Annotated in this window: 11 protein-coding genes and 1 pseudogene; 1 reads left to right on the top strand and 11 read right to left on the bottom strand. The window is 62.4% G+C overall.

What is annotated here, in order from left to right; all coding sequences use genetic code 11:
* Nucleotides 1-18: 18 nt before the first annotated feature.
* Nucleotides 19-936 (top strand): LysR family transcriptional regulator, encoded by a 918-nt coding sequence (locus tag ACZ9EJ_RS25525; RefSeq protein ID WP_046630142.1) that lies wholly within the window; start codon nt 19-21, stop codon nt 934-936.
* A gap of 1 nt (nt 937) precedes the next feature.
* Here the strand turns inward: ACZ9EJ_RS25525 and ACZ9EJ_RS25520 are convergent, their stop codons facing one another.
* From ACZ9EJ_RS25520 to pip, 11 genes and pseudogenes are all read right to left on the bottom strand, one after another.
* Nucleotides 938-2,323 (bottom strand): MmgE/PrpD family protein, encoded by a 1,386-nt coding sequence (locus tag ACZ9EJ_RS25520; protein WP_046630141.1) that lies wholly within the window; start codon nt 2,321-2,323, stop codon nt 938-940.
* 89 nt (nt 2,324-2,412) lie between these two features.
* Nucleotides 2,413-3,450, bottom strand: a complete 1,038-nt coding sequence (locus ACZ9EJ_RS25515; protein ID WP_046641341.1) for a serine hydrolase domain-containing protein — start codon at nt 3,448-3,450, stop codon at nt 2,413-2,415.
* Entirely contained in the window at nt 3,447-4,232 is a 786-nt protein-coding gene (locus ACZ9EJ_RS25510; RefSeq protein ID WP_046641340.1) for an ABC transporter ATP-binding protein, read from the bottom strand. Before ACZ9EJ_RS25510 ends, ACZ9EJ_RS25515 begins: the two co-directional genes overlap by 4 nt.
* On the bottom strand, nt 4,229-5,095 hold the full coding sequence (locus ACZ9EJ_RS25505) for an ABC transporter ATP-binding protein (protein ID WP_046641339.1): 867 nt from the start codon (nt 5,093-5,095) through the stop codon (nt 4,229-4,231). Before ACZ9EJ_RS25505 ends, ACZ9EJ_RS25510 begins: the two co-directional genes overlap by 4 nt.
* Nucleotides 5,088-5,990 carry a nickel transporter permease gene (gene nikC, locus ACZ9EJ_RS25500; protein WP_046630418.1) on the bottom strand — a complete coding sequence of 301 codons (903 nt, stop codon included), beginning with the start codon at nt 5,988-5,990 and terminating at the stop codon, nt 5,088-5,090. The genes ACZ9EJ_RS25505 and nikC overlap by 8 nt, the downstream gene beginning before the upstream one ends.
* Before the next feature lie 46 nt (nt 5,991-6,036).
* Nucleotides 6,037-7,113, bottom strand: coding sequence for an ABC transporter permease (locus ACZ9EJ_RS25495; RefSeq protein WP_080955793.1), 1,077 nt, complete (start codon nt 7,111-7,113; stop codon nt 6,037-6,039).
* Between the two features lie 13 nt (nt 7,114-7,126).
* On the bottom strand, nt 7,127-7,801 hold the full coding sequence (locus ACZ9EJ_RS25490) for an ABC transporter substrate-binding protein (protein WP_476100066.1): 675 nt from the start codon (nt 7,799-7,801) through the stop codon (nt 7,127-7,129).
* Between the two features lie 91 nt (nt 7,802-7,892).
* A pseudogene (locus tag ACZ9EJ_RS25485) lies at nt 7,893-8,657 on the bottom strand (ABC transporter substrate-binding protein); the annotation flags it as partial.
* Between the two features lie 259 nt (nt 8,658-8,916).
* Nucleotides 8,917-10,347 carry a M20 family metallopeptidase gene (locus ACZ9EJ_RS25480; RefSeq protein ID WP_046630136.1) on the bottom strand — a complete coding sequence of 477 codons (1,431 nt, stop codon included), beginning with the start codon at nt 10,345-10,347 and terminating at the stop codon, nt 8,917-8,919.
* Between the two features lie 25 nt (nt 10,348-10,372).
* Nucleotides 10,373-12,181, bottom strand: coding sequence for a S9 family peptidase (locus ACZ9EJ_RS25475; RefSeq protein ID WP_046641337.1), 1,809 nt, complete (start codon nt 12,179-12,181; stop codon nt 10,373-10,375).
* Complete coding sequence (pip, locus tag ACZ9EJ_RS25470) at nt 12,181-13,155, bottom strand: prolyl aminopeptidase (RefSeq protein ID WP_046641336.1); 975 nt, start codon at nt 13,153-13,155, stop codon at nt 12,181-12,183. Before pip ends, ACZ9EJ_RS25475 begins: the two co-directional genes overlap by 1 nt.
* Nucleotides 13,156-13,532 lie beyond the last annotated feature (377 nt).

The raw sequence follows: 13,532 nt of genomic DNA, 5'->3' as shown, positions 1-13,532 counted from the left end.
AATGGTTGGAGAAGCCGGATGGAACTGAAGTGGCTTGAAGACTTCGTCAGCTTGGCGCGTTTCATGAACTTCACGCTTGCGGCCCATGACAGAAACATCACCCAGTCGGCGCTCAGCCGCCGTATCCGGCAACTAGAACAATGGGTGGGCCTGCCGCTGATCGACCGTTCGACCTATCCCGTCAAGCTGACGCCGGCGGGCTACAGCTTTTTGCCGAAGGCGCGCAAGAGCGTCGACATGCTCTGCGCCTTGCGCGAAGATACGATCGAGGCGCACGGCTCGACGGAGGAGGTCCTCTCCTTTGCGACGATGAGTACGCTCGTACTGACATTCTTCCCGGCCTGGATGGAAAAGGTCGAGGCGCTGGGAGGGCCGTTCCGGACACGCTTCACCGAAGCCTATTCTTCCTTTTCCAACAATGTCGCGACACTGTTCCGCAACGAGTGCGACTTTCTGCTGATCTACGCCCACGATTCCGTTCCCGCGATGCAGGACCTTTCCGAACACGATTATCTGACGCTTGGAGCCGAGCAGGTGATCGCCGTGTCGGCGCCGGCCGAGAATGGCGATCCGCTGCATGGCGTGCAATCCGATGGTAGGCTGATCGACTACCTCAGCTACCGGGACAATTCGTTTTTCGCGCAGGCCTTGCCGAATGCCGTCTTCGACAAGAAGGCGCTCCGGTTTAATACGGTCTACGAGAATGCGATGTCGGCGGCATTGAAGGCGATGGCCGTGTCGGGCCACGGGGTTGCGTGGATCCCGGAAAGCCTGGCCATTCAGGAACTGCAGACCGGTCAACTCGTCCGGGCGGCCGATCCCTCCTTCGATATCGAAGTCGAAATCAGGCTCTACCGCTCCCATCGTCTGCGCGGCAAGCGGGCCGGTCAGTTCTGGAGGCAGGCGGAGGAGGTCGCGCTGCAAGCCAACCGCTAGACTACCGACCCTTCCTGGCTAGATCTCGGTCATTCCTGGCACCGCCGTCGAAAACCGGGGCCAGAAATGCCAGGTCCGGCTGCTCGTCCAAAGCGTCGAGAGCGGCATAGATGGACATGGGGTTTGCAACACCTTCCAGGCAGTCTGCAAACTTCGTCCTGCGGTCATCCTCCGAAAACGGCTCGGACAGGCCGCCGCGTGCAAAGCTCCGTTCCACACCATACACCTGGCCATCGCGGAGGGTGATCCGCAAGCGGTGCGGCAGGTAGCTCGTTGCACTTGCTTCTTCCGCGGCGCTGTAGTGGGTCATCGATATCTTTGCGAGGAGCGGGTCTTTCGTCACGACGCCGACTCTTGCGGGGGTGAAGTCGAGCAGCGACAGGCTCTTGTTGCGGAATGCCAGTGCCAGGCAATACTGCATGGAGAAACGGGCTTCCATCTCGTCACGCGGTTGCGGGTAGGCAAGGTTGCGGTAGTTGGCGATCCCGACATGGCATTCGGCGGATACGATCGCATCCGGATCGATCGGGGCGTCCTTCATCAGGTCGAGGGCCGCATCGACGATCAGATGCGTCGAGCCACAACATGGATGCAATTTCGGCATGACGCCGACCGTTTCGATCGTATGCTCGCGTGTGCCCGAGATATCCGCAAGGTCGTAGCCCTTCGGCGCCTCGCCGCCGAACATTTCCAGGAAGCCTTGCGGACCCTCGAGAATGTCGAGACGCCCCTGAAGCCCCGTCCCGGCCAGAAGCGCTGCCTCCACGGCATTGCGGGCCGCCATCCCGGCGTGGAAGGGCTTTGCCGGCGTGCCGAACTGGCCTTTCGTGCCCGAAGCCATGCTGGCGCCCATCGACAGCGCCCGGGCAATGCCGGCAGCATTCATTCCCAAAAGCTTGGCGACGCCGGCTGCCGTGCCGATACTGCCGACCGTCGACGTGCCGTGCCACCCGGCAGTATAATGCGATCCGGCAACGCCGCTGCCGACAAACGCCTGCGCCTGGAGAGCGGCGAGATAGGCATCCGTCAGCGCCCGCCCGCTGACGCCCAGCCCACCGGCGACGGCCAGAAGCGCCGGCACGATGACGGCCGAGGCGTGGCTCATGCCGGGACGAAAATTATCGTCGTAATCCAGGGCATGGGCGGCGGTGCCGTTGACCAGCGCGGCCACCGAGGCCGACTGACGTCCGCCGGTGACGAGCGGTTCCTCACCATTGCGCAGCCAGCCAAAGGCCTGCGCCACGGCAAGCGTGCTCTTGTCGGCACGACCGGCATAGAGACAAGCGATCGTGTCGGCGATAGCCTGATGGGCAAGCCGGCGTGCATCGCCGGAGATCGCCGGCGGGGCGGCACACCAGTCTGCGATAGTCTCGATAACGGTTCTCATGGGAAACTCGCTGGTTCTTGATTTGAAGACGCGCGGCCGCGTTCGCGCCTCCTGACAAGCGCGATCACTGACCTGGATGTCGGCTATCGTCAGGAAGGCTGGTCTACCGCCGCGAGCAGTTGGCGCAGCAACCGACCGAAGCCGAAGGCACTGACCTGGCGGCCTGATATTTCCGTATCGACGCGATGGACCACGACCATGTCGAGCGCGGGCATCACAAGGCAATAATGTCCCCCGGCCCCCATTGCGGCATAGCTGCCCTTTGGCGTCACCACGCCCGGCAGGAAAACGCCGTCCCGTTCGAGCCACCACATGTAACCATAGGCGCCATGCGTGCCTGCATGCGAATAGGGCAGGACACATTCCTGCACCCAGCCGATCGGCAGAACCTGAGCCGAATTCCAGACGCCGTGGCGCAGGAAAAGCTGCCCGAAGCGGGCCAGATCCCGGCTGGACATGCGGAAAGGATAGGCGCGGTGCTCGCTGATGTCGAAACTCTCGTGCCAGCCGTCTTGCCGGCCTCCGGATTGTCCGTCAGCAAGCAAAAAGTCCTGCATGCCGGTAGGACCGGCAATTCGCCTTGCAAAGGCCTGGTGAATGCTCTCACCCGTCAGCGTTTCGAAAATCGTTCCGAGCGCATTGAAATCCCAGTTGTTGTAGCACCAGAACGTGCCCGGCGCGTGGGCATGACGTCGCTCCTTGATCCGGCGCATCCAGGGCGTCTCATATCCGGCCGGATGGTATATGCCCGAGCGCGCCGTCAGCAGATCATAGACGGTCGCCTGCTTTTCAACCTCGCTCAACCCCTCGCGGTCGTCGATACCCAAGGTTTCCAGGGTGCTCGAGAGGTCGATCCGGCCGTTCTCGACCTCAGCGCCGATCAACGCCGCCAGAAAGCTCTTGCGGATCGAATGACACAGGAATTTCTTCGTCGGATCGCCGAGCGTAAAAGCCACTTTGCCATGGCGGATGACCAGCAACATGTCGGTGGCCTGCAACGCGGCGATGGCGCGCACCCTTTCGAGTGCATCTGCGCGGAGACCTGCGTCGCTGGGCGTGGCAAAATGCTCCCATGTCCCGGAAGGATCGCCGGCATCGTCAATGGCATATGCCTGGAGCGCGGTCATGCCACCGCCTCGTCCCGCCTCGCGACGGCCTCGATCGTGGCCTGCAGGAACTCTCGGGTATAGTCTTGCCTGGCCTGCGACTGGCGGATCTGCTGGGAGGTCAGTTCCTCGATGATCTTGCCCTTATACATCATGCCCGCGCGCTCGCAGATATGAGCAATGACGGCAAGGTCATGCGACACCATGAGGTAGGTGAGGTTGCGCTCGATCCGAAGTCGTCTCAGGAGGTTGAGGATTTCCGCCTGCACGGAGACGTCGAGCGCCGAAGTCGGTTCGTCGAGCAGCAGGATTTCCGGTTCGGTGATCAGTGCCCGGGCGATCGCAACGCGCTGCCGCTGGCCACCGGAAAGCTCGTGCGGGTAACGATAGCGGAATGACGGCCCGAGACCCACAGCATCGAGCGTTTCGGCGATGCGTTCGGAGGCTCGGTCGATGCCGTGGATGGCGAGCGGTTCGGCCAGAACCTTTTCGACGATCTTGCGAGGGTGGAGGCTGCCATAGGGGTCCTGGAACACCATCTGCACGCGGCGGAAGAAATCCTTGCTCCGCGTCTTTGGCAATTCCTTGTCAGTCAGCGTCAGGGCACCGTCATAATCGCTGTTGAGCCCGCTCAGGGCTCGCAGGATCGTCGACTTGCCGCAACCGGATTCGCCAATCAGGCCATAGGCCTCACCCTTGTTGATCCGGAACGAAACGTCGTCCACCACACGGGTGCGGGCATGTTTCGCGCCAAAACTGATCGAAAGACCAATGGCCTCGATAAGCGGTCTCGTCGGTTTCATGCGAGCTCTCCATTGCGATAGACGGGGCCGTCGAGCCAGCTTGGGTCCCGCACCGGCACCGTGAGGTTCTCAACGGCGACATCGAGCCGCGGCAGGCTTTCGAGCAGGGACTGCGTGTAGGGGTGCCGGGCGTTGTGCAGTTCGCTCGCCGGCAGATCCTCCATGATCCGGCCGGCATACATGACCAGAACCCGGTCGCAGAAACTGGCGACGAGATTGAGGTCATGGCTGATGAACATCAGTCCGGTGCCGCGACGGGTGACCAGTTCGTCGAGAATGGTGAGAACCTGCCGGCGCACCGTCACATCGAGAGCGGAGGTCGGTTCGTCGGCGATGATCAGATCCGGCTCCGGGATAAGCATCATGGCGATCATGATACGTTGCCCCATGCCGCCCGATACTTCGTGCGGGAAGAGCTTGAACACCCGGTCCGGATCGCGGATCTGGACGGCCTCCAGCATGGCGAGCGCCTTGGTCTTCGCCTCGGCCGGCCGCGCCTTGTGATGCAGGCGATAGGCTTCGACGATCTGGTTGCCGATCCGCATCAGCGGGTTGAGCGAATATTTCGGGTCCTGCAGGATCATCGAAATATGGTTGCCACGGATCTTGCGCATTTCCCGTTCGCTGGCCGACAGAAGGTCGATATTCTTGAAGCGCATATGCGTTGCGCTGATCTCCGCGCCCTTCGGGGTCAGCTTCAGGAGCGACCGGCCGGTCAGCGATTTCCCCGAGCCGGATTCGCCGACAATTCCGACCTTCTCGCGGCCGATGGTGAACGAGACGCCCCGCACGGCATCATGGCTGCGCTGGGCGTCGTGAAACCGGATCCTCAAGTCCTTGACGTCGATGAGCGGCTTATCCATGGCGGGGATCCAGTATGTCGCGCAGGCCGTCGCCGAGAAGATTGAAGGCGAGGCTGGTCAGGAGAATGGCTGTGCCGGGAATGGCGGCGATCCACCAGCTGGTCATCACGAATTCGCGGCCTGAAGACAGCATCGTGCCCCATTCCGGGCTTGGAGGCTGGGCGCCAAGCCCGAGAAAGCCGAGGCCGGCAGCAGTCAGAATGATGGCTGCCATGTTGAGCGTGACGCGCACCACCACCGACGGGATGCACATGGGCATGATGTGTCCGAAAATGATCCGCGCACTGGATGCGCCCTGAAGGCGCATGGCGGCAATATAATCGGACTTGCGGATCGTCAGCGTCTCGGCGCGCGCCAGGCGGGCGATCGGCGGCCAGGAGGCAAGCGAGATGGCGATGATGGCATTCTGGATGCCCGGTCCGAGCGCTGCGACGAAGGCCAGCGCCAGGATGAGGTTCGGGAAGGCCAGGAACACATCGACGATGCGCATCAGCACCGTATCGACCCAGCCGCCGAGATAACCTGCCGTGGTGCCGACGATGAGACCGATCGGCGCGACGATGACGGTCGTCAGAAGCGCGATGTAGAGGGTGATGCGGGCGCCGAACAGCAGGCGGCTATAGACATCGCGACCAAGCTCGTCTGTGCCGAGCCAATGCTGGAAGGAGGGTGCCAGCAGCCGCGCGGCAAGGTTCTGCTCGTAGATGTCATGCGTTGCCAGAATGGGCGCCAGCAGCGCCGCTAAAAGCATGACGACGACGACGCAAAGACCAAACAGCGCCGACGCGTTGGACCGCAGCCGCCGCCATTGCAGCCACAGTTGCTGCATGCGGGCATGAAAGGGCGAGGTCGGCACCGGCGCCCGCAGCCATGCACCGAGGCCGGCAGCGGGCATTGCTGGGTCTGCGATCTGCGAAAGGGACTTATCCGTCATGGCTGCCTCACCGGGTTCTGGGATCGAAGACGCGATAAAGGAGATCGCAGATGAGGTTGAGGGTGACGAAGATGACGCCGACCAGCAGCGAGCAGCCGACGACGGCATTCATGTCACCGACCAGGAGCGCATTTGTGAGATAGCGGCCGAAGCCCGGCCAGGCGAACACCGTCTCGGTCAGCACGGCACCTTCGAGCAGGAAGGCATAGGATAGCGCCACGACGGTGAGCACCTGAACGGCGACGTTGCGGAACGCATGCACCCAGACGGTGCGCGCCCAGGACACGCCCTTGACGCGGGCCGTGACGATGTATTCCTGCGCCAGTTGCTCGATCATGAAGCTGCGCGTCATGCGGCTGATATAGGCCAGTGCGCCGAAACCGAGGATCGAGGCGGGCAGGATGATGTGGCCGAAAACGTTGCGGAATATTTCCCAGTTGCCGGCAAGCGCGCTGTCGATCAGATGGAAGCCAGTGACCGGCTCTAGGTCGACTTCATAGATGAAATCGATACGCCCCGGCCCGCCGATCCAGCCGAGCGTCGCGTAGAACAGCACCAGGCCCATCAGGCCGAGCCAGAAATTCGGCGCCGAATAACCGATCAGGCCCGTGAAGCGGATGGTATTGTCGAGCCAGGAATTGCGGTACATGGCCGACAGCACGCCGGCGGGTATGCCAAGGCCCGTGCCGATGACGATCGCCAGGGTGGCAAGCTCGATGGTGGCGGGAAACACGCGGGCGATGTCTTCCATCACGGGCTTGCCGGTGGTCAGCGCGTCGCCGAAATCAAACGACAGAATACCCTTCACGTAGACGCCGAACTGGTACCAGAGCGGCTTGTCCATGCCGAGCGCTCGAGACATCTTCTCGTAGGCTTCCTGCGTGGCATTGTCGCCGAGGATAGAAGCGACGGGATCGATCGGCAGCATCCTGCCGATGAAGAATGTCAGGGCCGCAAGGCCGAACAGCGTCACGAACACCGGCAATAGCGTCCTGCCGAAAATGCTCAGCACGGCGAATGCCGGGTTCTGCCTGGCCACATTCCCCGCATCGCTGCGGGGAACCGGGAAGGTGGGGTCCGTCATGAACGCCTGTCCCTTATTTCGAGACGAGGTTGTAATAGACGCGGAAGCCGTTCCAGGTCCAATCCTTGACCTTACCGCTCATGCCGACGGTATTGTACATCTGGAACATGATGGCCATCGGCCCCTGCTGCATGACGTCTTTCTGCAGCGCGTAGTAAAGTTCGTTGCGCTTGGCCGGATCGCCTTCCAGAAGGGCTGCCTTCACCCGGTTGTTGAAGCCCTCGTTCTGGTAGGCGGAGCGCCAGGCCGGGATCTGCGTCAGCTTGGCTTCCGGACGGTTGTCGGGATTATAGACCAGACGCGAGGCATTACCGTGCGCATCCGGGACACCGGTCTGCCAGGCCAGCATGCCGGTCTGGAACTCGCGGCCACGGATACGGGCAAAGAGCTGGGCATTGGCCATGCGCTCGAGATTGAGCTTGACGCCGATCTTGGACGCGTTCTGCTGGATGCTCTGGGCGATCGGCGCCGAATGCGGCAAGGTGCCGATCAGCACGTTGGCTTCGAAGCCATCCGGATACCCGGCCTCGGTCAGCAGCGCCTTGGCCTTCTCGATATCGAGCTTGAACGGCTGGCCTTCCTTGGCATCGAGAGCCCCGGTGGCGCCGAGCTGGGCAAAGCTTGCCCGCGCAGCGCCTTGGCTTGGCCTTCTCGATATCGAGCTTGAACGGCTGGCCTTCCTTGGCATCGAGAGCCCCGGTGGCGCCGAGCTGGGCAAAGCTTGCCCGCGGCACGCCGAGATAGGTCATGACCGACTTGGCAAGGCCGTCGTAATCGATCAGGTAACGCATCGCCAGGCGCACCTTTTCATTCTTGAAGATCGGGTCGGCGGCGTTGAAGGTCCAGAAAAACAGCTGGGGCTTCAGCACGCGCTCAACCTTCAAGCCAGGCTTGCCGTCGAGATCGGCAAGATCGTCGGGCGATAGGTCGCGGGCAATATCGATATCGCCCTGGGTCAACAGCAGGCGCTGCGTGCCCGGCTCGGCGACGTGACGGATCAGGATGCGCTTCAGCTTCGGCTTGGCGCCGTAATAGTCCTCGTTCGCCTGCAGCACGATGGACTCGCCGGAGTTCCACTGCACCAATTTGTAGGGACCGACGCAGGCCGTGTTGGTGGCGAGGTATTTGTTTCCCATGTCGCCATTGATCTCCTTCGAGATCAGCGTCTTCTGGTCGAGGAGCGCCGACACGCGATTGGCGCCGATAGCCTGCAGGATAAGGTTGGTCGGATAGGGATTATCCAGCTTCAACACGAGCGTGTTGTCGTCGGTCGCGGTGATGCGTTCCTTCACATTGTCCTTGCTGAAGCCGTATTCGGTCAGCGTTGCGGCATTGCCGTAACCGAGCAGCACGACGCGCTGCATCGACCAGGCCAATTCCTTCGCCGTCGCCGGGGCGCCGCCTGGGAATTTCAGGCCGGTATTGAGATGGAAGGTGATCTGCTTGCGGTCTTCGGACACATCCCAGCTTTTCGCGAGAAGCGGTAAGGCCTTGGACTCGTCCTTCGGATCGAAATCCACCAGGGAATCGCAGGTGTTTTGCATCAGCTCGCTGGTCACGACTTCGCCGATCTGCGCCGGATCGAAGGTGCTGATGGCATCGATATTCCACGCCATGACAAGCGCCGTGTCCGGCGTTGCCGCCCGCGCCGGCAGGCTGATCGAGGCCGACAGGGCCGCGGCGGCAGCAATATAACCGATCCTGGAAATGCGTTTGGTAATCATGCTTCTGGTTCCCTTTGTTTTTGTGACTTCAAGCTCTGATTTCGGCCCGGGGGGCTGGACCCTCCCCGGTCTTCAAGGGTCAGGCGGCCTCCTTCGGGCGCGGCTGCAGCGGCGGCTGCACTTCCGGCGGGATCGGGCAGACGTAAGCAGTCCTGCCCAAACGCGCCTGATGGTCCGCCTTGGCCGCAGCCAGCAACTGGCCGTCGCTGAGGAGATCGATGGCGGTGCCGGCCATCATTTTGGCGGCATGGATCATGCCCTTGTGGGCGGCAGCCGTCTTGCCCTGCGCCGTCACCTGCCAGGAATGGCCCGGCGTGCCGATGGCGACGGTTGCCGCATGCGCCTGCACGGTCGGCATTAGCCAGCTGACATCGCCGACATCCGTCGACCCGATCATCGGCTCGCCATCGACATCGAGCGGCACGATGAAATCGCAAAGTGGAGTTTCCTCCTTGCGCGGCAGGCCGACGCGAAGATAGGCGTTGTCGATGTCCTCGTCGCTGAGCGTTGCCTGGATCTGTGCCGCAAACGCCTTGTCTTGCGCATCGAAAGGAACGGGTCCGAGCCGATCCAGATTGCGCTGCATCGCCTCTTCCAGCGGCCGGTTCGGCAGCAGGTTGGAGACGGCGCTCATGATGGAGATATCGACCGTCGTTCCGGTCATCATCGCCGCGCCCAGCGCCACCTGTTTGACCCGTTCGTTCAGATCCAGCATGCCCTTGAGGTCCCGCGAGCGGATCGCATAGCGCACCGCCGACTTCGCCTGCACGACGTTCGGGGCAATCCCGCCGGAATCGAGCATGGCATAATGGATACGGCTGGAATCCGGCACGTGTTCGCGCAGATAGTTGACGCCGACATTCATCAATTCGACGGCATCCAGAGCGGAGCGGCCGAGATGCGGCGTCGCGGCAGCGTGCGAGGATCGGCCGGTGAAGCGAAAATCCATCCGGGTATTGGCAAGCGACAGGGCCTTGGCGACCTCGGTAAAGGCGCCCGGATGCCAGGTGATAGCCGCATCGACACCGTCGAATGCGCCTTCGCGCGCCATGAAGGATTTTGCCGCGCCGCCCTCTTCCGCCGGGCAACCGTAATAGCGTACCCGGCCGGGCTTGCCCGACTGGGCCAGCCAATCCTTGATCGCCGTCGCGGCCAGCATCGCTGCGGAGCCTAGCAGATTATGGCCGCAGCCATGGCCGTGGCCGTTGCCTGGCAGAGGCTTCGGCTCGGCAATGCCTGCCTCCTGGCTCAGGCCCGGCAGCGCATCGTATTCGCCGAGAATGGCGATGATCGGCCCGCCCTCGCCTGCCTCGCCCATCACCGCGGTCGGGATGCCCGCGACGTTTTCGGTGACGCGAAAGCCCTGTTCGCGGAGCATGGCGGCGTGTTCTGCAACCGAGGCGTATTCCGTATAGGCGATTTCCGGCATGCCCCAGACACGGTCGCTCAGGGCGACGAATTCCGCCCTGTGCTCGTCCACCAGATCCCAGATTCGCTCGCTATTCTGCATTTCAAAGTCTCCATGCGGCTTGATGTCAAAGGTGTTTTTCAAGGAAGCGGGCGAAGGCGGAAAACGCCTTCACGCGGTTTTCCCGGCGCGCGAAGCCATGCCCCTCGTGGTCGATGCGCAGGTATTCGCAATCGTGGCCGAGACCGCTCAGGCACGAATAGACGTCTTCGCTCTGCCCCATCGGCACGCGGGGGTCGCGGTTGGCATGAACGATCAGAAGCGGCGCCTTCATCCGGGCGATCCGGTTGATCGGCGAAAACCGCTCCAAAGCCTCGCGCATGACGGACGGTTCGCCATATTCGGCGGCCCGCTGCTGCCGGCCCCAGGGGCCGGTCGCAAGAAGATGGGTCAGGAAATTCCCGACACCGTAGAAATCCACGCCGAGTTTCCAGAGTTTGGGATCTTCGGTCAGCGCCGACAGAACCATGAAGCCGCCATAGGAGCGGCCGAACACGCCGATACGGCTGTCATCCACATCCGCTCGCGCCCCGATGGCGAGCCGGATCGCCCGCAGGTCGGCCACCGAATCCAGACGCTTTTCGCGGTCGTCCAGCTCGTGGAAGGCACGGCCATAGCCGGTGCTGCCGCGCACGTTCGGTGCCACCACCATGACACCTTGCGAAACGAGAAACTGGACGTCGGCGCGGAAATCCGGCTTCCACTGCATTTCCGGCCCGCCATGCACGATGAAGAGAACCGGGTAACCGGCGGCAGGCGCCGGCGAGGATGGTGTGTAGACGAAGGCCGGTATCGGCCGTCCGTCAAAACTTTCAAAGCGTTCGACGACCGGCTCCCGGAAGGATCCGACGTCCAGACCTGGCGTGTCGGAGGCGACCGCCAGCTCGAAACGCCCGCTGGCCAGATCGAGCCTCCAGATGCCCGGCGGCGTCGCAGCCCCTTCGAGCGGGAAGACCAGCGACTGGCCGTCCGGCGTGAATGCGACGGAGGTGATGACCCCGACCTGCTGCCCTTCGAATGACCGCATATCGCTGCCGTCACGGTTGCACAGGCCGATGCTGCTCCAGCCGTCTTCGTTGGAGACGTAGGCAATGCGCTGCTGGTCGGGCGACAGGGCCACGGCTTCGATATCGCGGTCTGAAAGCTCGACCAAGGGTGCGACGCTGCCGTCTCCGGCAGCAAACCGGCAAATAGCCATGAAATCGCGGCCCTGGTCGCAGACGGCCACACCGCCGCTGCCGTCCCTGAACAGGCGTGCGGCAACATAGCGGGCTTTCCCGGCATGCGGCATGATCGGCGTCAGTTCGCCATTGACGATGTCCAGCCGATACATGTCCTGGTCGTTGCCGGAGCGCAGCGATTCCCGCACCAGCAGAGCGTTTCCGTCGGGGGAAAAGGCGAGCGCCTCGCGCATGCCGGTGCCGACAAAGACTGTCGACGTCTCGCCCGTCGTCACATTCATGACGTGGATGTCCATGTCGTAGGGGGAACGGGCGTTGGACGCATAGGCGATCCGCTCACCGTCCGGAGACCAGGCGCCCCAGACATGCACGACACCCGGCGCCTGCGTCAGCGCGACGGGCTGGGCATCGATGTCCGGCAAAAGCCAGAGCTGATGCCGTTCGTCACCGCCACAATCCAGGGTGAAGAGGATTCCCGGCCCCTTCGGATTGAAGGCGAATGCGCCGATCGGTTCGGGCATGGCGGTAACCTGCCGTGCCGGCCCGCCGGCCAATGGCCTGACCCACAGCTGGTTGAAGCCGGTGGCACTCGAGAGATAGGCAAGCCATTGGCCGTCTGGCGACACGGCCGGCGATCTGACGGACTGGATCTCCAGGAACGGAGCGATGGCTTCAGCCTCAAACGACGTCGTCATCAGATCATGCCCTGCCGGCTTTCATGCACGTGGACGGCGGCAAGCTTGCCGCGCAGCCGCTCGGAGGCATTTTTCAGCTCTTCGAAAAGCGGCCCTTTGGTCGATTGATGATTGGCTTCCGTGACGATCGAGAAGCCGGCTTCCGGCCAGGCCCGATGGAGCCGCCACGCCGACGCCATCGGCGTCACCGTGTCATACCGTCCCTGGACGATCTCGCAGGGCAGGTCACGGATCCGGCCGATATTGCGGAGCAACTGGCCCGGAGCGAGAAACGCGCCATGTATGCAGTAGTGCGTAAACAGCCGGGCGACGGCAAGCGCGGCCATCGGCTCCATCAGGGCTGCGACATGGCCGGGGTCCGGCAGGAACGTCTGGGTCTTGGCGGAAAAGCCTCGCAGGCTGAGCGCCGCGGCCACCTCTTCATGGGCATTGCCGCTAGTCAGCCGCCGGTAGTAGGCCGACAGGAGATTGCCACGCTCGGCTTCGGGAATGAAGGCCGCAAATTCCTCCCACTGATCGGGAAAGATGGCCCGCACACCATTGAACCACCAATCGATATCCTCCTTGCCGGCGAGGAAAATGCCGTGAAGGCGAAAGCCGAGGCAGCGGTCGGGATACGCCTCCCCATAGGCCAGTGCCAGACAGCTGCCCCATGATCCACCGGAAACCAGCCATCTGTCGATGCCGAGATGGTTCCGCAGCAATTCCATATCGGCGACCAGGGCCGTCGTCGTGTTGCCGTCGAGATCCGCATGCGGCGTCGACCGGCCGGCGCCGCGCTGGTCGAAGATAACGATCCGAAACGTGGAGCGATCAAAGGTTTCGACCTGCTTCAAGGACATGCCAGCACCTGGCCCGCCGTGAAGAACAACGACAGGGATACCCTCAGGATTGCCATGCACCTCGACATAGAGGCTTCGAACCTCGTCCACCGGGAGATAGAAGCTCTGTTCACCCTGCTGCTGCGACTGCATTCGCCCGCTCCAATGCGCACCACTGTCTGCCTAATTTATAGGCATGATGATGTTATGTGCATTGTGGAGCGATCAAGGCCTCCCTGTCTAATGAGAAAACAAGATGGCCCATTCCAAATCGGAATAGTTATCGAGGCCGGTAACCTTCTCTGGGGTGACGGGCCACGATTTGTTAGCGCCGACTGGGCCATCACTATCTCTGTTGTTGCGGAGATAGTGGTGGCAATGGAGTGGACGATTTCGATCGAGGGGACGAACGAACTCGGCGACAGATGTCGCCGGAAGGTCCGGATCGACAAAGGTGGCGAGCGTGTGCGTGACGGAGACCTTGGCCTGCAGATCGACGATGGCAAGAAGATCATGGTCGCCCCTGCAGA

This window comes from Neorhizobium sp. USDA 3394, from assembly GCF_056280385.1.
This window is presented reverse-complemented; position numbering and strand designations above follow the sequence as displayed.

Excerpts from the sequence above, each read along its gene's own strand:
- ACZ9EJ_RS25525 (WP_046630142.1), top strand. The coding sequence starts at position 19 with ATGGAACTGAAGTGGCTTGAAGACTTCGTCAGCTTGGCGCGTTTCATG.
- ACZ9EJ_RS25505 (WP_046641339.1), bottom strand. The coding sequence starts at position 5,095 with ATGGATAAGCCGCTCATCGACGTCAAGGACTTGAGGATCCGGTTTCAC.
- ACZ9EJ_RS25490 (WP_476100066.1), bottom strand. The coding sequence starts at position 7,801 with ATGCCAAGGAAGGCCAGCCGTTCAAGCTCGATATCGAGAAGGCCAAGC.
- ACZ9EJ_RS25495 (WP_080955793.1), bottom strand. The coding sequence starts at position 7,113 with ATGACGGACCCCACCTTCCCGGTTCCCCGCAGCGATGCGGGGAATGTG.
- nikC (WP_046630418.1), bottom strand. The coding sequence starts at position 5,990 with ATGCCCGCTGCCGGCCTCGGTGCATGGCTGCGGGCGCCGGTGCCGACC.
- pip (WP_046641336.1), bottom strand. The coding sequence starts at position 13,155 with ATGCAGTCGCAGCAGCAGGGTGAACAGAGCTTCTATCTCCCGGTGGAC.
- ACZ9EJ_RS25480 (WP_046630136.1), bottom strand. The coding sequence starts at position 10,347 with ATGCAGAATAGCGAGCGAATCTGGGATCTGGTGGACGAGCACAGGGCG.
- ACZ9EJ_RS25510 (WP_046641340.1), bottom strand. The coding sequence starts at position 4,232 with ATGAAACCGACGAGACCGCTTATCGAGGCCATTGGTCTTTCGATCAGT.
- ACZ9EJ_RS25515 (WP_046641341.1), bottom strand. The coding sequence starts at position 3,450 with ATGACCGCGCTCCAGGCATATGCCATTGACGATGCCGGCGATCCTTCC.
- ACZ9EJ_RS25475 (WP_046641337.1), bottom strand. The coding sequence starts at position 12,181 with ATGACGACGTCGTTTGAGGCTGAAGCCATCGCTCCGTTCCTGGAGATC.
- ACZ9EJ_RS25520 (WP_046630141.1), bottom strand. The coding sequence starts at position 2,323 with ATGAGAACCGTTATCGAGACTATCGCAGACTGGTGTGCCGCCCCGCCG.